The following is a 24,741-nucleotide window of genomic DNA, read 5'->3' on the forward strand; positions in this document are numbered from 1 at the left end:
CGACAGAAGACGCATGCTCCCCTCGGGAGCACCGCGCCGAAGGCGCGTCCGGCGGTTCGTCTAGGTGGAACGCTTGGAGTTGGAGTTTTGGGTTTGGTCACGGGTGTCTAGCCGTCAGGCGTTAAAGCGTTGGCCGACTAGGCCAACTCCATCCGAACCTAGAAGAGATGAATCTAGGAGCGGTTGACCATTATTTTGAGACTGTCCCTCAATCGCGAGCGCAAGGCGGTCCAGTACGGCTCGCAACTCGGGATCGGTGATGTCCTCCGCGACGATCTGCCGCGGTGTGCGCCACAGACGCCATTGTTCGATCTGCTCGGCACGATCGGTCTCTACCTGGATCACGTCATCGGGAAGAGGGACGGGACGGAGCCGGCGCGGCAGGAAGCGCGTGAGGCGGTTGGGGAAGCGCATCCGATAGACGTTCGACGTCTGCGCGTTACTAGCCTTCGGCCTGTCGACCGGGGGATCGATCGGCACGCATCGCCGCTGCTTGTCGATCAGACCCATGCGGGCGAGCGCCGACAAGGCGCGCCCCACGCTCGCGCGCGAGACACCGGCGGCAGCCTCGATCCATTCCCAAGTCGGGAACACCTTGCCCGCGCAGGTACGTGCGAGCGTCGTAAGCTGCTCGAACACGCGCAGGGCCGTGTTGGTTATCAGGGTCGCAAGGCGCTCATCCTCGGTCAGCTCGCGCTCCTCAGCGCGAGCGAGGCGACGTAATGCGTTCTTGCGCTTCAGCAGCTCGGCCGCCTGCTTATAGAGCCGGTCGGGCTCGCCCTTGGCGTAGCTGTAGAAGAAGTCGTCCTCGAACGTGCCGGCACGCCGGCTGTTCGGGTGGACATGCGCGCGCGTGGGATTGGGCGCGCCTGACCGCGACCGCGGCCGATCGCGCATAGTCCGTTCCAGCGCCATGAAACCCGCTTGCGCGAGGGTAATAGCTCCCATCGTCCGTCCCCTTGATGGGGCCGGGACCAGGCAAAACTAGAGCGTGGCGCGAAGCGCGCTCCCTTGAACCAAGGCTCGAGAACGGATATGAGAGGGGCTGCTTACGTCCCGATCGATGCCGGCAAGCATCGCTCATCACGTTCCAGGGTGCCCGGCCTTCGTGCCGGGCATTCGTTTATGTGGTCACGGCCGCTCCCTAATTGCCCGATCGCACGATGCGCCGGACCCTGGGGGCATTGTTGCAAGATTAAGTAGAGCGGTGAAACAGTCGAAGTTCGTGCTTTCGCCGACCGATCGCCTGAAAAGTTCGTGCTTTCGCCGACCGTTGCTTATCGCATTCGTGCTTTCGCCGACCAGACTTCGTGCTTTGGGCGACCCAACTTCGTGCTTTCGCCGACCGGTTCACGACTCGGGTGGCGGTGAGTCGCGGGAGCCGCGTAGATTTTCCCGTCAGGCGCTTTCGAGGAGTGGCGATGGCGTGATCTTTACGCGGGTCGCGGCAGCGTTTCGCCGGACACGACCATTTGCCTGTTCGGCGGTGACGTCGACCAGCTCGAAGGTGAAGTCCGGAATGGTGTTCTCGTCGACGATCCGCTTCAGCTCGAAACGGAAATGCTTCAACGAGCTTTGATAGCCAAGCTGCAAGCGAAGCTCATCGATGTCGACCTCGACGGCGCCATTGGTGCACGTCGATCGCGCGACCTCGTACAGACGACGCTCGACCGGACCGAGCGTGAAATAGGACGGAGCATAGGCAAGCACGCGCCGATCGCGGAGGATCGCCCGATAAAGCCAGTCGCAGAGGCGGACCTTGACCGCTTTCAGACGCTTATCGCCGCCCTTCGTCTTCGTATATTGGAGCTGGGCGTCAGACAGCCATGAAAAGAACCCGGCCTGTCCCTCGCCACCGGCTTCGATGTCGGTCTTGATCTGCGTGCCCTGCAATCGCTCGAGCGCATCCGAAAGGCGCGCATAGGACCGCGCGGAGCCGCCATCGCCCGTCACGCGGAACAGGTCGTGCGCGGTGAAATAGAAATCCTGGACGGGCTGTGCGCCCGCTTCCAGCTTCGCGACCATCAGGCTCGCGATATAGAGCAGGACCTCCTTGTCATAGATCGTCGCGACCCCCTTGGGGGTGGCGACGATCTCGATCGACACGGACTCGGTTTTGTAGGCGAGCGGCTTGGTCCACTTGCCCTTGCTCAACGCGAAGAAGGGGAACGCCATCAGCGAATGCTCGCCGCGCACCTCCTTCAACAGGGGACTGTCGAGCGAGAACAGGTCGCCTTGGCCGACGGGGAGGCTCATGCGTCTGGTGATCCCACCGCAACCCAATCGGTCGGCGAAAGCACGAAGATCAAGGGGGTATAGGGCCTCTCCCCGTCGTGGAAGCGCCGATCCGCAGCTAAAGTTCGTGCTTTCGGCGACCGATTGTCGACGCCCGGTGCTTCGTTCGTGCTTTCGCCGACCGTTCGCGGCGTGGCCGTGCAGCGCCGGCCAAGGCTTCTCGCAAACGATCGATTTTGAACCGCAACCATGTGAGACGCTTTAGCAGCCGGAGGAGGCGTATCAAAACACTTTCTCGATTGAGGGGAGCCGTGATAGGCGCGGGACATGAGTTTTGAGAACGGTTCATGCTGATCGGATACGCTAGGGTCTCGACGCCCGAACAGGATCTGACGCTCCAGCTTGACGCGCTGCGCGAGGCTGGCTGCGAGCGAACCTTCACCGACAAGGCGAGCGGCGCCAAGGCGAACCGCGCCGGCCTGGCCGAAGCCCTGTCTCACGCGCGAACCGGCGACGTGATCGTGGTATGGAAACTGGATCGCCTCGGCCGGACCATGAAGGGGCTGGTCGACCTCGCTGCCGAGCTGGCCGATCGTGGCGTCGGCTTCCGTTCGCTCACGGACGGGATCGACACCGCCGGCAACGCCGGCAAGCTCATCTTCCACATCATGGCTGCGATGGCCGAAATGGAGCGCGACCTTAATCGTGAGCGCACGACGGCCGCGCTGATCGTGGCACGGCGCGAGGGTCGAGTAGGCGGCCGAAAAACGGTGATGACACCCAAGCGGCTCGAAGCGGCCCGCAAGCTCCTGGCCGGGGGAATGACGGTGCGAGAGGTAGCGCCGGCGATCGGCGTCTCGGTCCCGACGCTCTACCGCCATTTCCCGGCCCCGATGCAGGACTCCATCACCGCGGAAGGGGATGGCACGGTTTAACGATGCACCCCAAGTTCGCAGCCCTTGCAGACAGCCTTCACCCCTCCTTCCAAAAGCTGACGGAGTGTACCCCTCATGCCGGTCGCATCCGGCTCCCGCTCGGCATTCCTCGCTGTGGCGTCTACCTCTTCAGCGAGGGGGACGATCATCTGTATGTCGGTCGAACCGATCGACTGCGAGACCGTCATCGCGAGCATTGGTCCGGTAAGTCGAACGATGCTCCGTTCGCCTTCAAGCTGGCGCGGCACGCGACCCACAACCTTCTGAAGGGCGGGCCGACCCGCAAGGCGCTGGAGGCTGACCCGGAGTTCGCGTCAGCCTTCGCGGCAGCGAAAGAGCGCGTGTCCAAGATGCAGTTCCGTTGGGTCGAAGAGGCCGATCCCAATCGGCAATGCCTGCTTGAGATCTACGCGACCGTCGTTCTCGACGCCCGCTACAATGACTTTATCAATCACTAGCCGCATCGCCGGATGGGATGCGCGATGCTTCGATCTCCACCGTCTGCAACCGTGCTACGGCAGCATCCAGCACGCTCCCATCGAACCTGTCCGGATGCCGGAGCGCAACAGCCTCGAAAGTCAGGTCGACCATTTGACGCTCAATAAGCATGAAGAAGCCCTCGGACGGTTTGGGACCGAGGACAAGATCCCTGATCGTTGCGAACTCTCCGACACGCGCGATCTTCTGTCGCGTCCGTCCCAAACGGGTCGTCTTCGCGCGCTCGATGGTAAGCGTGCCTTCGAGCGCATGGATGCTCTGCCATACATCATGCTCGAACGTGCCGGGCGCTTCCGATGGAAGGATGGCGTAGAGGCGCAAATCCGCTGCGCGAGCTACCGCCAACTCCCCTTTGCTGCGCGCATTAGCCGCAATCTGGCGGAGGCTTTTCGGATCGGCGCAGCTCTCGATCGTCTGCATGGCACGCGTAACGGCGATATCGATCATCGGTCATTTCCTGTTCGGGCAACGGGAAAGGGCAGGGGCCTTCCGGCTCCTGCCCCCATATCGATCAGTCCAGCTCGAAGTACTTGCGCAGCGACCGGAACGTCGTCTCCGTCACGGCATAGTGGCCGTAACCGCGCTCTGCATTTTCACCTTCCGACCAGTCGTCCCAAGTGAACAAGAAGGCGTGCTTGTCGCCGGTAACGGTGCGAGTCCGCTTCGTAACCCGCCCCTGGAAATGCCCGTAATTTTCGATCCCCGCCTCGTTCAGCAAATTGGCGGCAATCACCGGGCCGTGTTCGGCAATGACCTGAAGCCCCGCGACCGTCTGAGGGGAGCAGCCCTGCATAAACTCTTCCACTTGCTCGGGGGTCAGGTCCACAACCTCTTCGAACTCGAACCCATCTGCGTTCTGCGGCTGTGTCGAGGCCGTCGACGAGCTGAACAGGGTTGCGAGCAAATCCTGTCGCGTTGCGGGCTTGAGTTTGATAAGGTCGGTATCGTTGATGATGATCTGCATGGTAGCCTCCATAAGGTCAGTTTGACATTTGAGGCGGTGAACTGATTCTTCACCGCCTCAACACCGCTTTTGAGCGTTTCGCTTGACCCCGTCAAGCGATGATATGGCTGCGCCAAAGTTTTTTTGAGGGGGTCGGCGTGCGGTTTGGGGAGTGCTGACCTTCGGCGCGCTCCTTGAGGCGACCGGGCTTCCGCTCGGATCTGTTCGGCTACTGCGTCATCAAGACAACCGCTATCCCGGCTTCCCGACGCCCTACGTTCTGTGGCGGGATCATCGCCCTCGCTTCGAGGCATATCAAGAGACGCAAGGCTTCGGCGATGCTCCCGATCTACGCGCCCCGTGGTGGGCATCGTTCGTCGGATTGCCCGGCACCGACACACTTTTCGTCGGGCTGTACTCGGCCGAGCTGATCGGCCCGCTACCTGCGGACCGACAGCATCCGGTGACGGGCGGAATCGAACCTGCTGGGAGCTGCGATCTCTATAGATTGACCCCCTCGCCCGTGCTTCAGGAATATGCCGGCCGGCTGTGGATCGAATGGGGCAAGGGCTACCGGACATGGATACAACGCGGAGACCGGAAGCCTAAGCCGATCGTCGAGTTGCGTCGCACCTTCGGCGAGGATGCCTTTCCGGGTTTTGCGGCGCTGATCCTCAACCTATCCCAGATAGAATCTATGCCGGCGAGCTGGATGGCGGCGCTGAGCGCAACGCGCGGCATATACCTCCTGACGTGTCCCCGCACGCGCGAACAGTATGTCGGCATGGCATCCGGGGCAGGAGGGTTTCTCGCTCGTTGGCGGGAATACTGGACGACAGGTCACGGCGGTAACGTCGGCCTCAAGAGCCGCGATCCGAGCGACTATCAGGTCTCGATCCTGGAAACGGTCGGCAACAGCGCGACCGATGCCGACCTTCTCGCTCTTGAAGGGCGGTGGAAGGTCAAGCTGCAAAGCCGCGAAATGGGCCTGAACCGGAACTAGCGACGGCTTGGCGCGGCCGCGATGCGCCGAATGGTGCATCTATCCTGTTCCCTTTCCGTTCCGTCGCGCGTTACAAGGGCCGTGAAGGGAATCACCATGCTGCCATTGATGCAGCCGGTGCCGATCGCCGAGGTGCCGAAGGGGATTCTTCTACGCATCGTCGGCGCGGCCGGCGCCGGCTTTCCAAGCCCTGCCCAGGATTGGCAGGATGATGCTATAAGCCTGATCGAGCTGCTACGGCTCGATCGGGCGGCCAGCTTCGTGTTCCGGATCAGCGGCACCAGCATGATCGAGGCCGGAATCCACGATAACGACGTCGTCGTGGTCGATCGCGACACGCGCCCTGCAGAAGGACATATCGTGATCGCGATCGTCGATGGCGGGTTCGTCTGCCGCCAGCTCGTCCGGCGTCGCGGTGCCGCCTTCCTCGAAGCGCGCAATAGCCAGCAGTCCTATGAGCCGACCTCGGCCGACGGCGTGGAGATATGGGGCGTCGTTCGGACCGGCGTCCGCGATTATCGGCGCTAGGCGGTATGTCGTGGGCGATCGTCGACGTTTCGAACTTCTATGTCAGTGCGGAGCGACTGTTCGACCCGAGCCTGCGCGGCGTCCCCGTCATCGTCCTGTCGAACAACGACGGCTGCGCGGTAGCGCGGAGTGAGGAAGCGAAGGCGCTTCACGTCCGGATGGGCGAGCCGGTCTTTAAGATACGCGACCGGATCAAACGTCACGGCATCCAGCTCCGATCGAGCAATTATGAGTTGTATGCGGACCTCAATCGCCGCTTCAACGCCGTCATCGCCGACCATGCCGACATGGTGGAGATCTACTCGATCGACGAGAGCTTCTTCCGGTTGCCGACGCTCGCCAACGGCCTCGGCGATGTTGTGGCCGCGCACCTGGTCCGCGAGGACATCGCGCGATCGGTCGGCCTGCCTACCCGGATCGGGCTCGGCCCAACCCGCACCTTGTCGAAGGTCGCAAATGCCTTGGCGAAGGCGACCGAGAAGGTGTGGGGCGGCGTGGTCGATCTACACGACATCGAACTGCGCCGGCGATTGTTCGAGCAATGGCCGGTCGGAGAAGTGTGGGGCATCGGCGGGGCGCTCGAAGCACGTCTGCGACCCTTGGGGATCAAAACAACCGCCGACCTCGCTGCGATGCCGCCCGCAGTCGCGCGCGACGTGGGAACGGTGGTGCTGGAACGGCTCGTGCGCGAGCTGGGCGGCGTCGAATGCGACGACTTCAAGGTGGCTCCCGAACCGCTCAAGGCGACCGCAGTGACACGCCAGTTCGGCGAACCCGTTACCGAATTGCCCGAGCTGCGCGAAGCGATGGCGCGGCGCGCAGCGCGCGCGGCCGAGAAAATCCGGGCGCAAGGGCTGGCGGCAGCCCGTCTGATCGCGTTCGCGCATGGCTCGCGCTATTGTCCGAACCCACCATCGGCATCGCGAACGGCGCATCTCTCGCCCCCTACGAGCGATCCCCGCGTCATCGTCGGGATAGCGGGGAAGATGATGGAATCCATGTTCCAGCCGGGAGGCGTCTATACCAAATGCGGGGTGCTGCTGGAGGACCTGACGCCGGAAGGGCGGGGGCAGACGGACCTTTTTGCCGCGCCGGACCCGAAGGCACCCGCGCTGCTTGCCGCGATGGACGGCCTTAACGATCGGTTCGGACGAAACACTGTCATCCTCGCCGCGCAAGGATGCGGCGCGCGATCGTTCGATACCAAGCGATCGCAGAAGAGCCCGGCCTGGACGACCCGGCTTGGAGAGATACCCGTCGCCCGGTAGGTGTGCCACGTGGCACAGGGTGAGGCAGCTATCCGACCAGCTCGTCGCTCGGTGTCGCGACCTGCTCGATCATCGGGCCGTCATATGGACGCACCAAGGCAAGCGCCTCGTCGTGCGAACCGTCGAGCCACGTGGTGAAGTCGCGAGGATGAAGGATCGCCGGCATCGCCTTCGGATGCCACGGCGCGACGATCGCGTTGGGGGAGGTGGTGGCGAACGCATAGGCATTGCCGCGCTCAATCGGTCGCCACAGTCCGGCGAAGAACGCGATCGGCTCTTCGGGGATGGAGAACCACATCTGCATAGGCTTCCCGTCATCGCCCATGCCGCCTTGCGGATGCGGTTCGGCGAAGTGGGTGAACGGGACGAGGCAGCGGCGCTCGGCGCTGGCGAGTGAAGGCTTCCACATCGAGGACGCGAGATTGCGGGCGTTCGTCACATATTTGTCGAGCTTCACCGCCGGATCGCGCTTGCTCGGCACCTTGGTGGGGAAGCCCCATTCCATCGCGATCGGCTCCAGGGGGCGGTTGCCTTGTGCGGATCGCCGGACGACCAGGCCGTGCCGGGCAGTCTTCTTCCCCGTGGGGAAGATCTCGCGCGGCACCGGATAGGTTTCGTCTTCGGGGTAGGGCGGCTCGAAGCCGCACGCGCGCATAACGTCTGCCTGCTTGGCCGACAGTCGATACCTGTTGCACATAGCTATCCTTCCGTCGCGCCGGTCAGCGGCTGCGATCCTTGTCCCGTACAGGCGGCGCCGTACCCCGATCAGGGGCGCGGCCGATTTCGGCATCCAGTGCCGCGCCCGTCTTGATGCGGTCGGCGACGAGCTGGCGCGTCGATTCCCCGACGCTGCCGATCATACGGGCATTGTCCCCGCGATCATGCGCGGCTTTGATAGCAGCGTCGACGATCGCCTGGGCGGGCGCGAGCCGTGGATCGGCGTTGTTCTTCTCGGGCGTGTTCTTCAGGAACAGCTCGGCGAGCCGCGCCTGCCCCGGCGAATGGCCCGGAGGCAAAACGGGCCGCTCCAGTGACCGGACCGCGCGCTGGAGCTGCGTCGGCTGCTGGGCATTGATCTGCACGCCGAGCGCCGCGCCGATCTCCCGCACCCGTTCCAGCGGCGTCTGCTGCTGGGTGATGACGGCATCGACCTGCCGGATGCCGAGATAGGTGAGCAAGTGCGATTGATAGATCGGTCCCTTGGCGTGCCGGACATAGGCGAGTTCGGTACGCGCGTTCGCGATCGTCGCGGTCGGCGCGCCTTCCTTTATCAACCCGCGCAGCCGATCGGCCGCCTCTTGGCGGGCGACCGGGAGATAACGTTCCAGTTCGTCGCGGGCCTTGGTGAGCGTCACCCTGTAACGCTGGCCTTCGGGCGGCGCGCGCTGGGGGAGCATGGCGATGCCGGCGGGGCCGATACGCGCTTCCGGCGCGAGGTCGCGCCGGATCGCTGCGGCGGCGAGAACCGCGGCCATGCCGCGATGATCGCCGGAAACGAAGCCGTGGCGGGACGCCTCCATCCAGGCGGTCTTGTCGATCGAGGCTATCCGGATCGGGTGGCCGGCATCGCGCGCGAGCTGCGCGGCATGATGCCGCATCGTGCGGCCATTGCCTTCGCGGAAGGGATGGATGGCGTTGATCTCGTTGATATGGTTGCCGAGACGATCGAAAAACTCGTCTCGAGGAAGACCGCGAAAGGCGTTCTTCGTGGCCACGTCGGTGAACAGCTTGTCGAGTTCGCGCTCGATATAGGGGACATGGGCGAAGCTCGATCCGCCCTTGGCGATGTTGACGGTGCGGTCCTGACCCGCCCAATCATAGAGGTCTTGAAACAGGTGCTTGTGGAGGGCGCGGTAGCCGTCAGCCGTAGGCGCGAAGGGCAGGCGCACGGCCTCCGCGCCGCGCACCGCCGTGAAGCGTTGCTCGGCCTTGGTCAGGGCTGCGTCGTCGGTGATCCCCAGCCTGTTCCGGAGCGTATCGGTGCCGGGATAGGTGTAGGGATCGTTCGCCAATGGATCAGGCAGCGATCTGATTGGACCCCGGCTGGTAAAGGCCGTGCAGGATCGGCACCATCATCGATGGGGGCACGCCCTCGTCGAGCATCATGGCGAACATCGCATCGTCCTCGGCGTCGAGCGGCATATCCTCGATCGCGAGGTTCGCCTGTGACTCTGCGAAGTCCTCGCGCCACAGGGCAACCTGCTCGGGGGTGCCGCGCTCGAAGTCCATCGAGCGGATGCGCGCGCGCAGCGTATCAAGATCGATCGAGGCCATCACGTCATCCTTTCCGGGTTTACCATACGCCTCTCAACGCGATTTCTCAACAAATCACTGTGCCGGGCAACGCTCGGCACGTCGCGATCCGCGCTCCGGCAGGCGCGGATCGCGCGCGCCTAAGCTCTAGTATTCGCTCGCCAACATGATCGTCAGCACACGCTTGGTCCGGGTCTCGTCCCACGGTGCCTCGCTGCCGAACATCATGTCGTTATCGTAGCAATCCACCTTCCAGAACACGGTCTGCGCGATCGTCAGTTTGTCCTTCGGTCGATCCTGCGTCCACGTACCCGACGCGAGTCCGTAGATCGCGCCGAAATCATGCTCGTCATAAGGATCATTGTCGCCGTCGAATTTTGAGAACCGCGTGATCGCCGCCAGTGCGGCGAAGCGATCCGCGTCGGGGAGTGCCAGAAAGCCCGTCGTCACGTTCGCGATCGACGTGTGACCGGGATGGCTGCGGGCTGCGTCGTTCAGGCGACGGATGGCATCGATCTGTTCTGTGGTCGGCATGGATTGGTCCTCCTTCTGGCATGGGCCGCAAGGCCTCTCGGCCTCACGGCCCTGCCGTTCCGGCGAGGAACGGGATGGGGAGGGGGAACGAGAATCTTGGTGCTGGCGCGGGCGAGCCGCCTTAGCGTGGCCGGTGCTGTGCGCCGGGTGCCGCGCTCGGCGGATTACACGGGCGGCAAGATTGTCGTTCGGGAACGAAAGGGCAGCGCCCTTGGCGTTCCCCTCCGCGACGATCGTGGCGACGATCGGCGCCCCAAGACGCCGTGCGGCTCACCGCACGACTATCGATCGGGGCGGCCATGCGCGGAAGGATAGGTAATAATTGGACTGTGACGATGCACCGCGGCGATCGTCATCCGGGCGGGAGAACCTGACTGAGATGAGGGCCTTCATCAGTAACGCGGCATCGGTGAAGGCCCTCGGCGCGGCGCTAGATTTTCTGCTTTCGTTCTCGACTCGGCTGACTCATAGAATCGTCATGCCGATCATGGCCGAACATCGCTGGCTCTACCCGATCGACTGGCCCGAGCTGTCGAGGCTGATCCGGTTCGGCCGCGCCAAGGGGCGCTGCGAACATTGCCGGCGTCCGCATGGCCGGCACGTCGTCCATCTCGGTGACGGTCGATGGTGGGACGCCGATCGCCGGCAATGGCGTGATGGGCGAGGGCATCGGGTTCGCGCGCCTGGTCACGATGTCGCGACGTTCGTGCGCGTCACCCGGGTCTATACCGCGTGCGCGCATCTGAACCACGACCCGACCGACAACGGCCCGCGCAACCTGGCCGCGCTCTGCCAGCGATGCCACATGATCCACGATGCTGCCGAACATCGCCGACGTCGCTGGCTCAACGCCTATCGCCGTCGGGCGCTGGGTGATCTGTTGGCGCTTCTCGAGCGTCCGGCACCGATCTCACATTCTCCGTGAAGTCGCCACGGCGCCGCCCGGCCTTGGTCGGGCGGCGCCGTGCGGTTCCGCCAGGAACAGCACGGCGCGCCCGTCCTGCAGAAGGCAGGGCGGGCGCGCTGGCGACGGGGCCGCGCCGGGCGAGGCGGTCGAGGGGAAGGGGGCCGATCGCACCGGCCCCCCGGCGTTATGCCATTTCGTCGTCGGCCATGTCCTCGATGCTATCCCCGTCCAAATCGGCATCGATGCCCTCGGCATCGCGCTCGGGTTGATCGAACGCGCCGATCTTCATCGGGGCGGGAAGCCAGTGGGCGGGCAACCGCTCCGACACGTTGACGGCAAGGTCGGCCTTCTTCTTGATGGTCGCGCAATTCTCGGCGCTGGGCGCGCCCACCTCTGCACGCAACAGGTCGATCATCGCGGCGCGGCGCATCTTGTCGAACAGGCCGATGGGGGCGGACCAACGCGCCGCGATATCCACGCCGCTCGCCCGCGCGATCTGCTCGAAGTGATGATGACGTTGGCCGGGCGCACCGCCCGCGAACACCGTGCCGTCCACCATCATCGCGACAAGTCCGGCGAGCAACGCCATCTTGTCGTCTTGGCTCATGGCGCGGATCGCCTCGAACCGGTCCTCGCTCGGGATCGACGCGAAACGGGTCGCCATCGTCTCTTCGACAGGACGCACGTCGCTGGTCGCCATCAATTCGTCGGGCACGTCGGTCGCGACGGTCTTGGCCTGAACCTCAAGCGCCATCTGGAAGCTGTGCGCGCCGTGAAGCAACTGGCCCGCAAGGCTGTCCAGCATGATGTCGAGCGCCAGCGCCGGGTCGGCCGCGACCGCCTCCTGCACGATCTGCGTCTTGATGCGTGACAGGTCGGCGAACAGGCTGTTGCTGTAGAGCGGTGCCGGACCGTCATGGCTCGCCTTGGGCTTGGCCTCGGCCTTCGCCCGATAGAAGCTCTTGCCGAGCGAACCGTCATGGGAAACCCACAGCGCCACGCCCCCGACCGCCACCTGCTCGCGGTTGAAGGCGCGCAAACCTTCGGTGATCGCGTCGCGCTCGTCGGTGAGCGGCTCCAACGCCGCGCTGTCCTCGCCTTCGGTGTCGGCAATGGCCTCGATCTCGGCGTCGATGGCCGCGATACGGGTCGCCTCGTCCTCGGTCGGCTCGCGGGTGGCCGGGTACATGCTGCCTTTCATGTAGAGGTCGTATGGCCGGTCCAGTTGGCTGCGGACCTCGTGCCACCCGATCGCGCGATATTCGTCCGCGATGGCGTCCAGCTTTTCTTCGGCCAGTTCCTGCACAAGCTCGGGGCTATCGGCGTAACCGGCATCGCCTTGGCTGAACAGGTCGGGGGTGATCGTCCCGCCCTTGGCTTCATAGGCTTCCTGCCCGACGAACAGGAACGCGCCACTGGTAGTCGCGATCTTCTCGGTGGTGAGCATTCGGCGGATGGCATGGGCCTGTCCGTTCGCCGCCTTGCACACCTTGATCTGGCTGTCGTGGTCATCGGTGAGGGTGAGCGCGCGCGCCGCCTCTAGCGTCAACTGGTCCTTGGCGATCAGGTCGATCAGCGCCGGGGCGAGCGCGGAAAGACGGAGCATCTTGTAGACGAAGCTGACCGCCTGACCGAACCGGGCGGCGATGTCCTCGGCGTCCATGCCGGTGTCGCGGAGCGCAGCGAAAGACCGGATGCTGTCGGCGGGGTGCATGTCCTCGCGCTGGAAGTTCTCGGCGAACGACAGCTCGATGGCTTCCTCCTTGGTACGAACCTCGACGGGGAAGGTGTCGCTGTTCCTGACCCGCTTGCGCTTCACCAGTACTTTGAGGCCGCGATAGCGCCGCCCGCCTGCGAAGACCCACAGCAGGCCGTCTTCCTCATAGGCGACGAGGTTCTGCAACAGGCCGTGAGCGTCGATATCGTCGGCCATGCTCTCGATGGCGGACGGCTTCACGCGGCGCTGGTTGAGCGGGGAGAGACGAAGCTGCGACAGTTTGGCGTCGATGATAGCCATGATGAAAACTCCTGATCTGTGATGATTTCCGATGGTTGTGAGGGGTCAGCCTTCGAGGGCAGCGAGTTCGTCGAACTCGGCGGATGCGCGCGTCGCGCCATCGCCCGCGTAGGTCGCGCCGGTGCGTGGGTAGAAGAAAACCCGGTCGCCCTTGGCGTAGGGGATGCCGTCCGCGCTGGTCCCGTCGGTCCTCGCACGCTTCCAGTAGGGATCGCCCTTGTAGCGGGTGTAAGCCATTGTCCTTTCTCCTTCTTTCGAGGCGCAGCCGGTTGCCGCTGCAACCGGGTCTGCCTCTCCGGCGAGGAGCGGGATGGGGAGGGAGGAGGAAAATCGATGGCCTGGCGCGGGCAGGCCGCTTAGCGCGGCCGACGCCCCCAAGGGTGTCGGGTGCCGCGCTTGGCGGACCACACGGGGCTGTCTATTTTCCTTCGGGAACGAAAGGGCAGCAGCCCTTGGCGTTCCCCTTGGTAAGCGGGCCTCCGGGGGAGGGCCGCGCAGCTCTACGGATCGATGTCGCGCCCGTCGGCGCGGCCATAGGTGTGCCACGTGGCACACCTCACGCGAGGATCGTTACCCGTCAGGGACGAGACGCCGAAGGGCGGCTCGGTCGGCGTGCGCCAGCGCGCCGATAGAGCCGTGCCCGCAGGGTCGCGCCCGCCTGCTCGCGCCGCTGCCCGCAATGCCGTAAAAGTGGCGAATGGGTTTGGAGGGATACCGGGTGGCGAAACGGACCGACGGCGATCATGCCGGCTCGTGGGGCTTCTACTCGGATGCCCGTAACCGCTGGCTGGATCTCGTCTATATGACCGAACGGGAGGCGCCCGAGACGATGAAGGCCGTGGGAGCAAAGCCACGCACCCGGTAGGTCCGATGCTCGCCGGCCATTGTGCGCGATCGACGGTCGACCTACGAGGCTGGCATGTCGCTCCGGGTTGTCCCGCTTTTTCGGTTTGCCCGCGCCACGGCAATCGTCGTCCTGGCGGTGATGATGCTCGTGCGGCTCGGCCCGCTCTGCGAGACGATGGCGACAGCCGCGACACCTATGGCCGCCGCGGCGATGGATTGCGCGAACCCGCCAGGCCATGCGCCGACCAAGAAGATTCCGCCTTCCGCCTGTGCCATGCCGTGCGCGGCGATGCCCGGCGAGACGGTTGCGCACGTCGAACCGATGCTGTTCGTCCCGCTGTCCCCCTGGGCGGTCGCCCAGACCGGCCTGCTCGGACTTACCAGCGCACCGGCAACACCCCCTCCGCAGACCGTGTGACGTCGAACCAACCTCACACGAAATACACGGAGACTATCATGACCAAGTTCAAGCTCATCAGCGCCGCTTTCGCCCTCACGCTCTCGACCGGCGCATTCGCCGCGGTCGCGAATTGCTGCGCCGACATGGCGTGCTGCAAGGATGGCACTGATTGCTGCGATCATGGCGACAAGGCGAAGGGCGGCGATCACGACGGCCACGCCATGCCGAACATGAAGTAAGACGAAGGGACGGGGGCGGGCGACCGCCCCCGTTTTCGTGGCACCGACCTCTCGCGGGGACGCCACGTGCAGCGCGACACCGTTACTAGACTACGCCGACATATCCACTATGCTGGATAGATGGAAAGCGAATCGGCTATCTCGGCGCTGGGCGCACTCGCTCAGGGCACCCGCCTTGACGTCTTCCGGTTGCTGGTGCGGCACGAACCGGATGGCTTGGCCGCGGGCGATATCGCCCGTCAGCTCGACGTGCCGCAAAACACCATGTCGGCGCATCTCGGCATCCTCGCGCGCGCCGGCCTGGTCCGCTCCGAACGGCGCAGCCGCTCTATCATCTACCGTGCCGATCTGGATGGGCTGCGCGCTCTGACGCTGTTCCTCGTCAAGGATTGCTGCGCCGGCAATGCGGCGCTGTGCGCGCCACTCGTCGCCGAACTCACCCCCTGCTGCTGAAAGGACGTCCCGTGGCCGTCGATATCGTCATCTACCACAATCCCGAGTGCGGCACGTCGCGCAACACGCTGGCGATGATCCGCAATGCCGGCATCGAGCCGCATGTGGTCGAATATCTGAAAACCCCGCCGGCCCGCGCGCTGCTGGTCGAACTGATCGACCGCGCCGGCATGACACCCCGCGAGCTGCTGCGCGAAAAGGGCACGCCCTATGCGGAGCTGGGCCTGGCCGACACGTCGCTGTCCGACGAGGCGCTGGTCGACGCGATGATGGCGCATCCGATCCTCATCAACCGGCCGCTGGTCGTCTCGCCGCTCGGCGTGAAGCTGTGCCGGCCGTCCGAAGCCGTCCTCGACCTGCTGCCGAGCGACCAGCTCGGCGCGTTCGCGAAGGAAGACGGCGAACAGGTGGTGGACGCCTCGGGTCAGCGCGTCGCCTGATGCTCCTTGCCGTTCTGATCTTCGTCGCGACGATCACGCTCGTCATCTGGCAACCCAAGGGACTCGGGATCGGGTGGAGCGCGATGGGCGGGGCCGTCGTCGCGCTGCTTGCGGGCGTCGTCACGCTGTCCGACGTGCCGGTGGTATGGGGCATCGTCTGGAACGCGACCGCTGCGTTCGTCGCGATCATCGTCATCAGCCTGCTGCTCGATGAAGCCGGGTTCTTCGAATGGGCGGCGCTCCATGTTGCGCGCTGGGGCAGGGGGCATGGTCGCCGGCTGTTCGTCCTGATCGTGCTGCTCGGCGCGGCGGTGTCCGCGCTGTTCGCCAACGACGGCGCGGCGCTGATCCTGACGCCGATCGTCATCGCCATGCTGCGGGCGCTGGGCTTCAAGGACAAGGCGACGCTGGCGTTCGTCATGGCGGCCGGGTTCATCGCCGACACCGCCAGCCTGCCGCTGGTCGTCTCGAACCTCGTCAACATCGTGTCGGCCGACTTCTTCAAGATCGGGTTCGGCGACTATGCGGCCGTGATGGTGCCGGTCGATCTCGTGTCGATCGCGGCCACGCTGGGCGCGCTGTTGCTGTTCTTCCGGCGCGACATACCGGCGGACTATAACGTGGGGGCGCTGCGCGCGCCGAGTGACGCGATCCGCGATGCCGCGACGTTCCGCGCGGGCTGGATCGTTCTCGCGCTGTTGCTCGCCGGCTTCTTCCTGCTCGAACCGCTCGGCGTGCCGGTCAGCGCCGTGGCCGCAGCCGGCGCGATCCTGCTGCTGGTGATCGCGGGGCGGGGCCGTGTGATCCAGACCGGCAAGGTGCTGCGCGGCGCACCGTGGCAGGTCGTGATCTTCTCGCTCGGCATGTACCTGGTCGTCTACGGCCTGCGGAACGCCGGCCTGACCGATCATCTGGCGGCGCTGCTCGATCGCACGGCGCAAGGCGGCGTGTGGGGCGCGGCGCTGGGTACGGGCATCATCGCGGCGGTCCTGTCGTCGGTGATGAACAACATGCCGACCGTGCTGGTGGGCGCGCTCTCGATCGACGCCACCCACGCGACGGGCGCGATCAAGGAAGCGATGATCTACGCCAATGTGATTGGCTGTGATCTCGGCCCCAAGCTGACGCCGATCGGGTCGCTCGCGACGCTGCTCTGGCTCCACGTCCTCGGGCAGAAGGGCGTTCGGATCGGATGGGGCTATTACTTTCGGGTCGGCGTCACGCTTACCGTGCCGGTGCTGCTCGTCACGCTCGCGGCGCTCGCGATCCGGATCAGCCTCGGGTGACGGGACTGACCATCACGGCGCTCGAACCCGACGAGCTGGCCGGGCTGGCATGGTTCCTCGATGCCGCCAGCCTGCCGAGCGCGGATCTCGCCGATCCCGGCCGCCTGTTCTTCCGGTTCGAGGCCGATAGCCTCGTCGGTTATGGCGGCCTGGAGGGGGAGGGGGCCGACCGCCTGCTCCGCTCGATCGTCATCCTCGCCGATCGTCGCGGGCATGGCCTGGGCCGGGCGCTGGTCGCCACCCTCGAACAACAGGCGCACACCCTCGGGGTGCGGCGCCTGCATCTGCTCACGACCACGGCCGCGCCATTCTTTCGGGCGCTCGGCTATGCCGACGCCGATCGCGGCGCCGCTCCCCCGGCCGTCGCCGCATCGCGCGAATTTACCGCGCTATGCCCGGCGTCGGCCGCCTATCTCGTGAAGGCCCTTTGATGCCGCTCCGCACGCTTGCCGATCCCGATGCCCTGCCGGCGCTCGATCCCGCCTATGCCATCCAGCGGCCGGCGCTGGGGCTTGGCCCGCTCGATCCCGCACCGCGTATCCTCCTGCTCTACGGCAGCTTACGCGAGCGATCCTTTTCCCGCCTGTGCGTCGAGGAAGCAGCGCGTCTGCTCCGCTTATTCGGGTGCGAGACGCGCATTTTCGATCCATCGACCCTGCCGCTGCCCGATCAACATGCCGGCGACGACCATCCGGCTGTTCACGAGCTGCGCGAGCTGTCTCTTTGGTCGGAAGGTCAGGTGTGGTGCAGCCCGGAACGTCATGGGCAGATCACCGGCATCATGAAGTTGCAGATCGACCATCTGCCGCTGTCGATGGGCGGGATGCGCCCGACGCAGGGGCGCACGCTCGCGGTCATGCAGGTGTCGGCCGGATCGCAGTCGTTCAACAGCGTCAACACGCTGCGCGTCCTGGGTCGCTGGATGCGGATGGTGACGATCCCGAACCAGTCGAGCGTCGCCAAGGCGTTCAACGAGTTCGATGACGCCGGGCGGATGAAGCCGTCGAGCTACTATGACCGGATCGTGGATGTGATGGAGGAGCTGGTCCGCTTCACCGTGCTGCTGCGCCCGCATACCGCCCAGCTCGTCGATCGCTATTCCGAGCGAAAAGAGGCCGGCGTCCCGTTCGATGCGGGCAAGGACCTGTCTGCGATTGCGATCGACAAAGCCGGGAACGTCACGACGGGACGGACGTGATGGCTTCCATAACCCGGCAATCCGCGATCTTGCCGCCTTCACAGGACCGTGTTGCCTCGCTGAGCGCATCGCGAAGCGCGACAAGGCGCGTGATCCGGTCTTCCACGCTGGCAAGGTGACGGCGAGCGATTGCGCCCGCCTCATGGCAGTCCTGATCCGGGTCTGCCGACAAGGCGATCAGTGATCGGATCTCATCGACAGAGAAGCCAAGCTCGCGGGCATGGCGAATGAAGCCGAGTTGGCGAACCTGGCCTTCGCCATAGGTTCGCCGACCACCCGACGTGCGCGCCGCCTCGGGCATCAGGCCGATGTCTTCATAGAACCGGATCGTGTTGACCTTGGTCCCCGTCCGTTTCGCCAGATCGCCGATCATCAACACGCCATCGTCCTCAAGATTACGCTTGCTCCTACAGTGACTGTAGATCGTAGGAGCCGCCTATGAGTGCAAGTGAATCCTCCTGCTGCGGCTGCACGGGCGACGCGACGCGAGCGGAACGCGATCCGGCGTATCGGCGCGCGCTCTGGATCGTCGTCCTGCTCAACCTCGGTTTCGGCCTGATCGAGGTCGTCGGCGGTTTTCTTGCCGACAGTCAGGCGCTGAAGGCCGACGCGCTCGACTTCATCGGCGACGGGACCATTTCGCTGCTGGGCCTCGTCGCGCTCGGCTGGACCGCTCGGGCCCGGGCCAGGATCGCGCTTGCGCAGGGGCTGTTCCTCGGCGCGCTGGGCGTCGGTGTGATCGGCTTCGCGATCTGGCGGGCAACCAACGCCGTTGCCCCCGAAGCGGAGTTGATGGGCGGCGTGGGTGTCGTTGCGCTGATCGTCAACGTAAGCGCGGCCCTTATGCTCGCGCGTTTCCGTGATGGCGACGCCAATGTCCGCGCGATCTGGCTGTTCAGCCGCAACGATGCGCTTGCCAATATCGCGGTGATCGTCGCGGCCGGTCTGGTAGCATGGACGGGCCACGCATGGCCCGACCTGCTCGTGGCCGGCGCCATCGCACTGCTATTTCTCCATTCCGCCTATGAGATCGTCCGCGGCGCGCGGCACGAGCTTCGGCCCGCGGCATAGGCAACCCTCCATGACATCCCGCCCTTCTTTGCTGGCTCGCCAACTGCCGTGCTTCCTGATCGCGGCAGCCGCTGTCTCGCCAGGCGTTGCTCGAGCCCAGGCACAACCACAGCCTGTCGCCGGAACGACAGGCCCGGTTCTGACGCTGGAACGGACGCTGGCACTCGCCGACGCCGCGGCGCCATCGGTCGAAGCCGCACAAGCCGGCGTCCGCGCTACGGGAGCGGCGCGAGACGTGGCCGGCCTGCGCCCGAACCCGACGCTCAATGGCGGCCTCGAATATTTCGGTGGTTCGGGCGCATATCGCGGGCTGCGCAGCGCGGAGGCCACGGTCGGCCTAGCGCTGCCGATCGAGCTGGGCGGCAAGCGATCCGCCCGGATCGGGGTCGCCGATGCGCAAGGTGCACAGGCGCGGCTCGCCCTCGTCATCGCCGCGGCCGATATCCGGCTGGCCGTAACGCAAGCCTATATCGAGGCTGTCGCGGCCGAGCGCCGCATCACGACCGCGCGCGAGCAGGCCGTGATCGCCGCAGAGGCTGCACGCGCCGCTGGCATCCGGGTCCGCGCCGGCAGGGCTTCGCCGATCGAGGAGCAGCGCGCGGACGTGCTGCGCATCAATGCCGACGCGGCGGTCGAACGCGCGCAACGCACGATGGACGTCGCGCGCGGCAATCTTGCGCGGCGTATCGGGCAACCCGTGACCGGCCCGCTCGATCTCGCATGGTTCGACCGTATTCAGGGCTACGGGCCATCCATGCCGGCGAAGCCGGGCGGGACGCTGGCGTTGTCCGCAGCGCGCGCCGAGGTGTCGACCGCCGATGCGCAAGTACGGCTTGCGCGCTCGCAGCGTATCCCCGACGTAACCATCAATGCCGGCGCACGCCGGCTCGATGCGTCCAACGATATGGCCGCGGTCGTCGGCGTGTCGGTGCCGCTGCCCCTGTTCAACAATGGCAGGGCCTCCCTGGCTCAAGCCCGTGCGCAGCGGGATCAGGCGGACGCGATGCGGCGCGCGGCCGAACTCGACGCGGGGCAATCGATCGCGAGCGCGGAAGCGGAAGTGGCTAATGCCGCGACGACGGCCAGAACGGCGAGCGGTCCCGTCCTCGCAGCGGCGATGGAATCGGCACGCATTGCCCGCATCGGTTATCGGGAGGGGAAGTTCGGTCAGCTCGACCTTCTGGATGCCGAGCGCACCCTTTCCGAAACCCGGGGAGCCGCGATCGATGCGCTGGCCGCCTATCATGATGCACAGGCACGGCTCGAACGGCTGACGACGGCCGCGCCCGAACAGACGAAGGACCAGGAATGACGACGATCGCCGCGCGGGCTGTGCTGTCCGCCCTCCTTCCTCTGACGCTGCTCGCCTGTGGTGGGAGCGGGGAGAAGAAGGCCGATGACATGGCCGGCATGGAGGGAATGGAAAAGGGCGAGGCCGGGAAGCCGGCCGACAAGGATGCTGTAACCCTTTCCGCCCGACAGATTGCCGACGCCGGCATTGAAATCGGCCGCCCCACGGTGGGCGGCATCGCGGGTACGATCGAGCTGCCGGCGCTGGTCCAGGGCGATCCGCAGGGCGTGCAGGTCGTGTCCGCGACGATCGGGGGTCGCGTGGTCGCGCTCAACCGCAACCTCGGTCAGGCCGTTGGGCGTGGCGACACACTCGCGGTGATCGAAAGCCGCGAAGCCGCCTCGCTGAACGCAGAGATAGAGGCCGCCCGCGCCCGCGCCGCGCTCGCCCAATCGAATCTGCGCCGGGAACAAAGCCTGTTCGCGGAGCGCGTCTCGGCCGAACAGGATCTGATCGCCGCCCGGACCGCGGCCACGGAAGCCAACATCGCGCTGCGGCTCGCACAGCAACAGCTATCGGCCACGGGCGGCAGGGCCGGCGCGCTCAATCGCGTCGCGATCCGTTCGCCGATCGCCGGACAGGTCATCGCCCGTCCCGCGACATTGGGTCAAACCGTCGCGGCCGATGGCGAGTTGTACCGCGTCGCCAATCTTTCACGCATCACCATCGCCGCATCGCTGGCACCGGCCGACGCTAGCCGGGTAAAACCCGGCGCGCGCGTCGAGGTGACGGCAGCGGGACGCCGGCAGGAAGGCCGGGTGACGTTCGTCTCGCCGGTCCTCGACGAGACGACCCGGCTGGTTCAGGTGCTCGCCACCCTCGACAATGCCGGCGCAACCTGGCGGGTGGGCGAGCCTGTCACCGCCTCCATCATGCTGCCCTCGACCGGGGATCGCAGCATCGCCGTGCCGTCCACGGCGGTGCAGTCGGTCGAGAACAAGACGGTCGTGTTCGTTCGCGCCGCGTCGGGTTTCAAGGCGGTGCCGGTGACGACGGGACGTCGTGATGGCGATCAGGTCATCATCACCACCGGCCTGACGGGCAGCGAGCGCGTCGCGACGACCAACAGCTTCACGCTCAAGGCCGAACTCGGCAAGGGCGGCGGAATGGACATGGATTGATCCGATGATCGGTCGCCTTGTCACCTTCGCGGTCGAGCGCCGCTGGCTCGTCCTGCTCGTTACCGGGATCGCGGCGCTGCTCGGCGCGCTGGCGCTCCAGCGCCTCCCGATCGACGCCGTCCCCGACATCACCAACAACCAGGTCCAAGTGAACGTGATGGCGCCCTCGCTGTCGCCCGATCAGATCGAGCGGCAGGTGTCCTTCACCATCGAAACCTCGCTCGCCGGCATCCCCGGCCTCGAATATACCCGGTCACTCAACCGGAATGGCTTCGCCCAGATCACGGCAGTCTTTTCCGACGCGACCGATATCTATTTCGCGCGCCAGCAAGTCGCCGAACGCCTCCGCTCTGCGGAAGAACGTCTGCCCCAGGGTGTGATGCCGGAAATGGGGCCGATCGCGACCGGCCTCGGCGACATCTTCATGTGGACGGTCGAGCTGCGCGAGCTGGACAAGGTGCGGCACCGCGACGGCGAGCCGGGACTGCAACGCGACGGCAGCTATATCACGCCCGAGGGCGACCACCTCGTCAGCGAAGCGGACAAGGCGACCTATCTCCACACGGTCCAAGAATGGATCGTCGCGCCGCAGCTCCGAGGCACTGCGGGTGTGGCCGGGGTCGACTCGCTGGGCGGCTACGATCGCCAGTATCTTGTCGTCCCCGACCTGCAACGGCTCGCCGGGCTTCGTCTGACGATCCAGGATCTCGCAACGGCGCTCGAGCGCAATAACACCAGCATCGGTGCCGGCACCGTCAACAGCAACGGCGCCGGTCTCTTCGTGCGCTCGGATGCCCGGGTGCGCACCGCCAACGAGCTGGCGCGCACGGTGGTGGCAACCCGCGAAGGTGTCCCGATCACGCTCGATCAAGTTGCGACGGTCAAGGCAGGGCAGGGCATCCGCACCGGCTCCGCGTCCGAAAACGGCCATGAGGTCGTCGTCGGCACGGCCGTCATGCGGATCGGCGAGAACAGCCGCATCGTTGCAACCGCTGTCTCCGATCGGCTCAAGACGATCGGCCGCTCACTTCCTACCGATATCGTGGTCAAGCCGGTCCTGGATCGCACCAACCTCGTCAACTCGACGATCGCGACCGTGGGCCGCAACCTGGCGGAAGGCGCGGTGCTGGTCATCGTCGTCCTGTTCCTGCTGCTTGGTAACTTTCGCGCAGCGCTGATTGCCGCCTTGGTCATCCCGATCACCATGCTGCTGACCAGCGCCGGGATGCTGCGTGCCGGCGTGTCGGCCAACCTCATGAGCCTCGGCGCGCTCGACTTTGGCCTGATCGTCGACGGCGCCGTCATCATTGTCGAGAACGCGCTGCGGCGGCTTGCCGAACGGCAACACGACTTGGGCAAGCGATTGCCGCTACAGGATCGGCTCGCGATCGTGGCGGCGTCCGCGCGCGAGATGATCCGCCCCTCGGTCTATGGGCAGGCGATCATCATCCTCGTCTATGCCCCGCTGCTCACCTTCTCGGGCGTGGAAGGCAAGATGTTCGAGCCGATGGCGCTGACGGTCATCATCGCGCTCGTGTTCGCCTTCATTCTGTCGCTGACGTTCGTGCCGGCCGCGATCGCGGCCTGGATCGGCGGGCGCGTCGACGAGAAGGAAAGCCGGATCATCGCGACGCTCAAGCGCCGCTACGAACCCGGCCTCGATGCCGCGATGCGCCGGCCCAGCGTGACGATCGGTGCGGCAGCCGTCGCGGTGATCGCGGCGGTTCTCGCTTTCTCGACGCTCGGCCAGGAGTTTTTGCCCCAGCTCGACGAAGGCAACATCCTCGTCCAGGCATGGCGCCCTGCCGGCACGTCGGTCGAGCAAAGCCAGCACATGCAATTCGCGGTGGAGAAGATGATCGCGCGCGAGCCCGAAGTCCGCTTCGCCTTCTCGCGCACCGGCACGTCGGAGATCGCATCCGATCCGATGCCAGCCAATGCGACAGACACGTTCGTGATCCTCAAGCCCCGCGACGAATGGCCCGACCCGAGCCTCGCCAAGGCCGAGCTGGTCGAGCGCATCGAAAAGAAGCTCTCGACCATCCCCGGCAATGGCTATGAGATTACCCAACCGATCCAGATGCGCTTCAACGAGCTGATCGCCGGCGTGCGCGGTGACATCGCCGTCAAGGTGTTCGGTGACGACTTCGGGCAGATGAATGCGACGGCGGCCCAGGTCGCGACGGTGCTGCGCAAGGTGCGCGGAGCGGCCGACGTACAGGTCGAGCAGACCGAAGGTCTGCCGTTGCTCGATATCCGCCCCAACCGCGATGCTATGGCGCGCGTCGGTGTCACTGCCGGCGATGTGCAGGATACGGTCGCCGCCACGATCGGGGGACGCGAAGCAGGCATGATCTTCGAGGGCGATCGACGCTTCCCGGTCGTGATCCGTCTCGCCGAGACGTCCCGCGCCGATCTTCAGGCGATCGGACAAATTCCGGTGCCGACTGCCGGCGGTTCCTACGTGCCGCTGGCGAGTGTGGCGGACATCGGGGTCGGCGATGGCCCGAACCAGATCAGTCGGGAGAACGGCAAGCGGCGCGTCGTCGTTCAGGCGAATGTCCGCGGGCGCGACGTCGCCGGCGTGGTCGCGGATGCACAGGCCGCGATCGACGCGCAGGTGAGTTTGCCTGCCGGCACCTATCTCCAATGGGGCGGGCAGTTCGAGAACTTGGCCGCGGCGCGGGATCGGCTGACGATCGTCGTGCCGATCTGCTTTGCCGTCATCATGCTGCTTCTCTACGGGGCACTCGGAAGCGTCCGCGACGCGGCGCTGGTGTTCACCGGCGTTCCGTTGGCCTTAGTGGGTGGCATTCTGGCGCTGGTGCTGCGGGGGATGCCGTTCTCGATCTCGGCCGCGGTCGGGTTCATCGCGCTGTCCGGCGTCGCCGTACTGAACGGGCTGGTGATGGTCAGCTCGATCCAGGAGCTGATGCGACAAGGCATGGAGCGCGCGCGCGCTGCGCGAGAAGGCGCGCTGACGCGCTTCCGTCCGGTCGCCATGACGGCGCTGGTCGCCTCGCTCGGGTTCGTACCGATGGCGCTTGGTCACGGTGCTGGCGCGGAAGTGCAAAAGCCGCTCGCGACCGTCGTCATCGGTGGGCTGATCTCGGCGACGCTGCTCACGCTCTTCGTGCTGCCGACGCTCTACGCACGGTTCGGCATGCGGGTTCGGGTGCAACCGTCGACAGCGCCAAGGCCGCAAGAGGAATAGC

29 protein-coding genes are annotated in these 24,741 nt (G+C 65.6%); 18 read left to right on the forward strand and 11 right to left on the reverse strand.

The genetic code is table 11. From position 1 onward, the window contains the following. Positions 1-114: 114 nt before the first annotated feature. The gene (locus AC3ANX_RS20535; protein ID WP_488337111.1) at positions 115-948 is read right to left on the reverse strand and encodes a cyclic nucleotide-binding domain-containing protein; all 834 of its coding nucleotides are present in this window, start codon (positions 946-948) and stop codon (positions 115-117) included. A gap of 450 nt (positions 949-1,398) precedes the next feature. Beyond that, positions 1,399-2,256 (reverse strand): replication initiator protein A, encoded by an 858-nt coding sequence (locus tag AC3ANX_RS20540; RefSeq protein ID WP_488337112.1) that lies wholly within the window; start codon positions 2,254-2,256, stop codon positions 1,399-1,401. Positions 2,257-2,582: 326 nt separating this feature from the next. Here AC3ANX_RS20540 and AC3ANX_RS20545 point away from each other — a divergent pair, with 326 nt between their 5' ends. Both AC3ANX_RS20545 and AC3ANX_RS20550 read left to right on the forward strand, forming a co-directional pair. Next, positions 2,583-3,170 (forward strand): recombinase family protein, encoded by a 588-nt coding sequence (locus tag AC3ANX_RS20545; RefSeq protein ID WP_488337113.1) that lies wholly within the window; start codon positions 2,583-2,585, stop codon positions 3,168-3,170. 2 nt (positions 3,171-3,172) lie between these two features. Then, the gene (locus tag AC3ANX_RS20550) at positions 3,173-3,628 is read left to right on the forward strand and encodes a GIY-YIG nuclease family protein (RefSeq protein WP_488337114.1); all 456 of its coding nucleotides are present in this window, start codon (positions 3,173-3,175) and stop codon (positions 3,626-3,628) included. Here the strand turns inward: AC3ANX_RS20550 and AC3ANX_RS20555 are convergent. Further along, a complete protein-coding gene (locus tag AC3ANX_RS20555) occupies positions 3,618-4,115 on the reverse strand; it encodes a hypothetical protein (protein WP_488337115.1) in 498 nt (165 codons plus the stop codon). The genes AC3ANX_RS20550 and AC3ANX_RS20555 overlap by 11 nt on opposite strands. A 64-nt stretch (positions 4,116-4,179) precedes the next feature. Then, a complete protein-coding gene (locus tag AC3ANX_RS20560) occupies positions 4,180-4,632 on the reverse strand; it encodes a hypothetical protein (protein ID WP_488337116.1) in 453 nt (150 codons plus the stop codon). A gap of 151 nt (positions 4,633-4,783) precedes the next feature. On the opposite strand from AC3ANX_RS20560, the gene AC3ANX_RS20565 reads away from it, so the two are divergent. The 3 genes from AC3ANX_RS20565 to AC3ANX_RS20575 all read left to right on the forward strand — a co-directional run bounded on the left by AC3ANX_RS20565 (position 4,784) and on the right by AC3ANX_RS20575 (position 7,410). Then, complete coding sequence (locus AC3ANX_RS20565) at positions 4,784-5,614, forward strand: GIY-YIG nuclease family protein (RefSeq protein WP_488337117.1); 831 nt, start codon at positions 4,784-4,786, stop codon at positions 5,612-5,614. A 96-nt stretch (positions 5,615-5,710) separates the two neighbouring features. Then, positions 5,711-6,142 carry a LexA family protein gene (locus AC3ANX_RS20570; RefSeq protein WP_488337127.1) on the forward strand — a complete coding sequence of 144 codons (432 nt, stop codon included), beginning with the start codon at positions 5,711-5,713 and terminating at the stop codon, positions 6,140-6,142. Positions 6,143-6,147: 5 nt separating this feature from the next. Further along, positions 6,148-7,410 carry a Y-family DNA polymerase gene (locus AC3ANX_RS20575; protein ID WP_488337118.1) on the forward strand — a complete coding sequence of 421 codons (1,263 nt, stop codon included), beginning with the start codon at positions 6,148-6,150 and terminating at the stop codon, positions 7,408-7,410. A gap of 28 nt (positions 7,411-7,438) precedes the next feature. On the opposite strand, the gene AC3ANX_RS20580 is transcribed toward AC3ANX_RS20575, so the two are convergent. The 4 genes from AC3ANX_RS20580 to AC3ANX_RS20595 all read right to left on the reverse strand — a co-directional run bounded on the left by AC3ANX_RS20580 (position 7,439) and on the right by AC3ANX_RS20595 (position 10,197). After that, the gene (locus AC3ANX_RS20580) at positions 7,439-8,107 is read right to left on the reverse strand and encodes an SOS response-associated peptidase family protein (RefSeq protein WP_488337119.1); all 669 of its coding nucleotides are present in this window, start codon (positions 8,105-8,107) and stop codon (positions 7,439-7,441) included. Positions 8,108-8,129: 22 nt separating this feature from the next. Further along, positions 8,130-9,422, reverse strand: a complete 1,293-nt coding sequence (locus AC3ANX_RS20585; RefSeq protein WP_488337120.1) for a Fic/DOC family protein — start codon at positions 9,420-9,422, stop codon at positions 8,130-8,132. 4 nt (positions 9,423-9,426) lie between these two features. Further along, positions 9,427-9,684, reverse strand: a complete 258-nt coding sequence (locus tag AC3ANX_RS20590) for a hypothetical protein (protein WP_488337121.1) — start codon at positions 9,682-9,684, stop codon at positions 9,427-9,429. Positions 9,685-9,810: 126 nt separating this feature from the next. Continuing rightward, positions 9,811-10,197 carry a DUF3768 domain-containing protein gene (locus tag AC3ANX_RS20595; RefSeq protein ID WP_488337122.1) on the reverse strand — a complete coding sequence of 129 codons (387 nt, stop codon included), beginning with the start codon at positions 10,195-10,197 and terminating at the stop codon, positions 9,811-9,813. 478 nt (positions 10,198-10,675) lie between these two features. On the opposite strand from AC3ANX_RS20595, the gene AC3ANX_RS20600 reads away from it, so the two are divergent. Then, a complete protein-coding gene (locus AC3ANX_RS20600; protein ID WP_488337128.1) occupies positions 10,676-11,122 on the forward strand; it encodes a hypothetical protein in 447 nt (148 codons plus the stop codon). A 166-nt stretch (positions 11,123-11,288) separates the two neighbouring features. On the opposite strand, the gene AC3ANX_RS20605 is transcribed toward AC3ANX_RS20600, so the two are convergent. After that, on the reverse strand, positions 11,289-13,121 hold the full coding sequence (locus tag AC3ANX_RS20605; RefSeq protein ID WP_488337123.1) for a ParB/RepB/Spo0J family partition protein: 1,833 nt from the start codon (positions 13,119-13,121) through the stop codon (positions 11,289-11,291). A 45-nt stretch (positions 13,122-13,166) separates the two neighbouring features. Next, complete coding sequence (locus AC3ANX_RS20610; protein WP_488337029.1) at positions 13,167-13,358, reverse strand: hypothetical protein; 192 nt, start codon at positions 13,356-13,358, stop codon at positions 13,167-13,169. 481 nt (positions 13,359-13,839) lie between these two features. Between AC3ANX_RS20610 and AC3ANX_RS20615 the strand changes: the two genes are divergently transcribed. The 8 genes from AC3ANX_RS20615 (at position 13,840) to arsH (ending at position 17,983) form a co-directional block, all read left to right on the forward strand. Further along, positions 13,840-13,986: a hypothetical protein gene (locus AC3ANX_RS20615; protein WP_488337030.1), complete on the forward strand. Its 147-nt coding sequence runs from the start codon at positions 13,840-13,842 to the stop codon at positions 13,984-13,986. A 54-nt stretch (positions 13,987-14,040) separates the two neighbouring features. Beyond that, the gene (locus AC3ANX_RS20620; protein ID WP_488337031.1) at positions 14,041-14,385 is read left to right on the forward strand and encodes a hypothetical protein; all 345 of its coding nucleotides are present in this window, start codon (positions 14,041-14,043) and stop codon (positions 14,383-14,385) included. A gap of 38 nt (positions 14,386-14,423) precedes the next feature. Next, a complete protein-coding gene (locus AC3ANX_RS20625) occupies positions 14,424-14,606 on the forward strand; it encodes a hypothetical protein (RefSeq protein WP_488337032.1) in 183 nt (60 codons plus the stop codon). Between the two features lie 120 nt (positions 14,607-14,726). Next, positions 14,727-15,059 (forward strand): ArsR/SmtB family transcription factor, encoded by a 333-nt coding sequence (locus AC3ANX_RS20630; RefSeq protein WP_488337033.1) that lies wholly within the window; start codon positions 14,727-14,729, stop codon positions 15,057-15,059. An 11-nt stretch (positions 15,060-15,070) separates the two neighbouring features. Then, positions 15,071-15,499, forward strand: a complete 429-nt coding sequence (gene arsC, locus AC3ANX_RS20635) for an arsenate reductase (glutaredoxin) (protein WP_488337034.1) — start codon at positions 15,071-15,073, stop codon at positions 15,497-15,499. Next, on the forward strand, positions 15,499-16,785 hold the full coding sequence (locus AC3ANX_RS20640; protein WP_488337035.1) for an arsenic transporter: 1,287 nt from the start codon (positions 15,499-15,501) through the stop codon (positions 16,783-16,785). The genes arsC and AC3ANX_RS20640 overlap by 1 nt, the downstream gene beginning before the upstream one ends. Next, positions 16,782-17,216 carry an arsenic resistance N-acetyltransferase ArsN2 gene (gene arsN2 / locus AC3ANX_RS20645; RefSeq protein ID WP_488337036.1) on the forward strand — a complete coding sequence of 145 codons (435 nt, stop codon included), beginning with the start codon at positions 16,782-16,784 and terminating at the stop codon, positions 17,214-17,216. The genes AC3ANX_RS20640 and arsN2 overlap by 4 nt, the downstream gene beginning before the upstream one ends. After that, on the forward strand, positions 17,216-17,983 hold the full coding sequence (arsH, locus tag AC3ANX_RS20650) for an arsenical resistance protein ArsH (RefSeq protein ID WP_488337037.1): 768 nt from the start codon (positions 17,216-17,218) through the stop codon (positions 17,981-17,983). Before arsN2 ends, arsH begins: the two co-directional genes overlap by 1 nt. On the opposite strand, the gene AC3ANX_RS20655 is transcribed toward arsH, so the two are convergent. Further along, complete coding sequence (locus tag AC3ANX_RS20655) at positions 17,964-18,362, reverse strand: MerR family transcriptional regulator (protein ID WP_488337038.1); 399 nt, start codon at positions 18,360-18,362, stop codon at positions 17,964-17,966. The genes arsH and AC3ANX_RS20655 overlap by 20 nt on opposite strands. A gap of 59 nt (positions 18,363-18,421) precedes the next feature. Here AC3ANX_RS20655 and AC3ANX_RS20660 point away from each other — a divergent pair, with 59 nt between their 5' ends. From AC3ANX_RS20660 to AC3ANX_RS20675, 4 genes are read left to right on the forward strand one after another with little or no spacing between them, the layout of a single operon-like run. Next, complete coding sequence (locus tag AC3ANX_RS20660) at positions 18,422-19,054, forward strand: cation diffusion facilitator family transporter (protein ID WP_488337039.1); 633 nt, start codon at positions 18,422-18,424, stop codon at positions 19,052-19,054. Between the two features lie 10 nt (positions 19,055-19,064). Then, positions 19,065-20,366: a TolC family protein gene (locus AC3ANX_RS20665; protein ID WP_488337040.1), complete on the forward strand. Its 1,302-nt coding sequence runs from the start codon at positions 19,065-19,067 to the stop codon at positions 20,364-20,366. Further along, on the forward strand, positions 20,363-21,526 hold the full coding sequence (locus AC3ANX_RS20670) for an efflux RND transporter periplasmic adaptor subunit (RefSeq protein WP_488337041.1): 1,164 nt from the start codon (positions 20,363-20,365) through the stop codon (positions 21,524-21,526). The genes AC3ANX_RS20665 and AC3ANX_RS20670 overlap by 4 nt, the downstream gene beginning before the upstream one ends. A gap of 4 nt (positions 21,527-21,530) precedes the next feature. Beyond that, the gene (locus AC3ANX_RS20675) at positions 21,531-24,740 is read left to right on the forward strand and encodes an efflux RND transporter permease subunit (protein ID WP_488337042.1); all 3,210 of its coding nucleotides are present in this window, start codon (positions 21,531-21,533) and stop codon (positions 24,738-24,740) included. Position 24,741: the final 1 nt, after the last annotated feature.

Source organism: Sphingomonas sp. BRN-1R (assembly GCF_057748035.1).

Coding starts and splice junctions, on each gene's coding strand:
- AC3ANX_RS20535 (WP_488337111.1), bottom strand. CDS start 948: ATGGGAGCTATTACCCTCGCGCAAGCGGGTTTCATGGCGCTGGAACGG.
- AC3ANX_RS20540 (WP_488337112.1), bottom strand. CDS start 2,256: ATGAGCCTCCCCGTCGGCCAAGGCGACCTGTTCTCGCTCGACAGTCCC.
- AC3ANX_RS20545 (WP_488337113.1), top strand. CDS start 2,583: ATGCTGATCGGATACGCTAGGGTCTCGACGCCCGAACAGGATCTGACG.
- AC3ANX_RS20550 (WP_488337114.1), top strand. CDS start 3,173: ATGCACCCCAAGTTCGCAGCCCTTGCAGACAGCCTTCACCCCTCCTTC.
- AC3ANX_RS20555 (WP_488337115.1), bottom strand. CDS start 4,115: ATGATCGATATCGCCGTTACGCGTGCCATGCAGACGATCGAGAGCTGC.
- AC3ANX_RS20560 (WP_488337116.1), bottom strand. CDS start 4,632: ATGCAGATCATCATCAACGATACCGACCTTATCAAACTCAAGCCCGCA.
- AC3ANX_RS20570 (WP_488337127.1), top strand. CDS start 5,711: ATGCTGCCATTGATGCAGCCGGTGCCGATCGCCGAGGTGCCGAAGGGG.
- AC3ANX_RS20575 (WP_488337118.1), top strand. CDS start 6,148: ATGTCGTGGGCGATCGTCGACGTTTCGAACTTCTATGTCAGTGCGGAG.
- AC3ANX_RS20580 (WP_488337119.1), bottom strand. CDS start 8,107: ATGTGCAACAGGTATCGACTGTCGGCCAAGCAGGCAGACGTTATGCGC.
- AC3ANX_RS20590 (WP_488337121.1), bottom strand. CDS start 9,684: ATGGCCTCGATCGATCTTGATACGCTGCGCGCGCGCATCCGCTCGATG.
- AC3ANX_RS20595 (WP_488337122.1), bottom strand. CDS start 10,197: ATGCCGACCACAGAACAGATCGATGCCATCCGTCGCCTGAACGACGCA.
- AC3ANX_RS20600 (WP_488337128.1), top strand. CDS start 10,676: ATGCCGATCATGGCCGAACATCGCTGGCTCTACCCGATCGACTGGCCC.
- AC3ANX_RS20605 (WP_488337123.1), bottom strand. CDS start 13,121: ATGGCTATCATCGACGCCAAACTGTCGCAGCTTCGTCTCTCCCCGCTC.
- AC3ANX_RS20610 (WP_488337029.1), bottom strand. CDS start 13,358: ATGGCTTACACCCGCTACAAGGGCGATCCCTACTGGAAGCGTGCGAGG.
- AC3ANX_RS20620 (WP_488337031.1), top strand. CDS start 14,041: ATGTCGCTCCGGGTTGTCCCGCTTTTTCGGTTTGCCCGCGCCACGGCA.
- AC3ANX_RS20625 (WP_488337032.1), top strand. CDS start 14,424: ATGACCAAGTTCAAGCTCATCAGCGCCGCTTTCGCCCTCACGCTCTCG.
- AC3ANX_RS20630 (WP_488337033.1), top strand. CDS start 14,727: ATGGAAAGCGAATCGGCTATCTCGGCGCTGGGCGCACTCGCTCAGGGC.
- AC3ANX_RS20640 (WP_488337035.1), top strand. CDS start 15,499: ATGCTCCTTGCCGTTCTGATCTTCGTCGCGACGATCACGCTCGTCATC.
- arsH (WP_488337037.1), top strand. CDS start 17,216: ATGCCGCTCCGCACGCTTGCCGATCCCGATGCCCTGCCGGCGCTCGAT.
- AC3ANX_RS20660 (WP_488337039.1), top strand. CDS start 18,422: ATGAGTGCAAGTGAATCCTCCTGCTGCGGCTGCACGGGCGACGCGACG.
- AC3ANX_RS20665 (WP_488337040.1), top strand. CDS start 19,065: ATGACATCCCGCCCTTCTTTGCTGGCTCGCCAACTGCCGTGCTTCCTG.
- AC3ANX_RS20670 (WP_488337041.1), top strand. CDS start 20,363: ATGACGACGATCGCCGCGCGGGCTGTGCTGTCCGCCCTCCTTCCTCTG.
- AC3ANX_RS20675 (WP_488337042.1), top strand. CDS start 21,531: ATGATCGGTCGCCTTGTCACCTTCGCGGTCGAGCGCCGCTGGCTCGTC.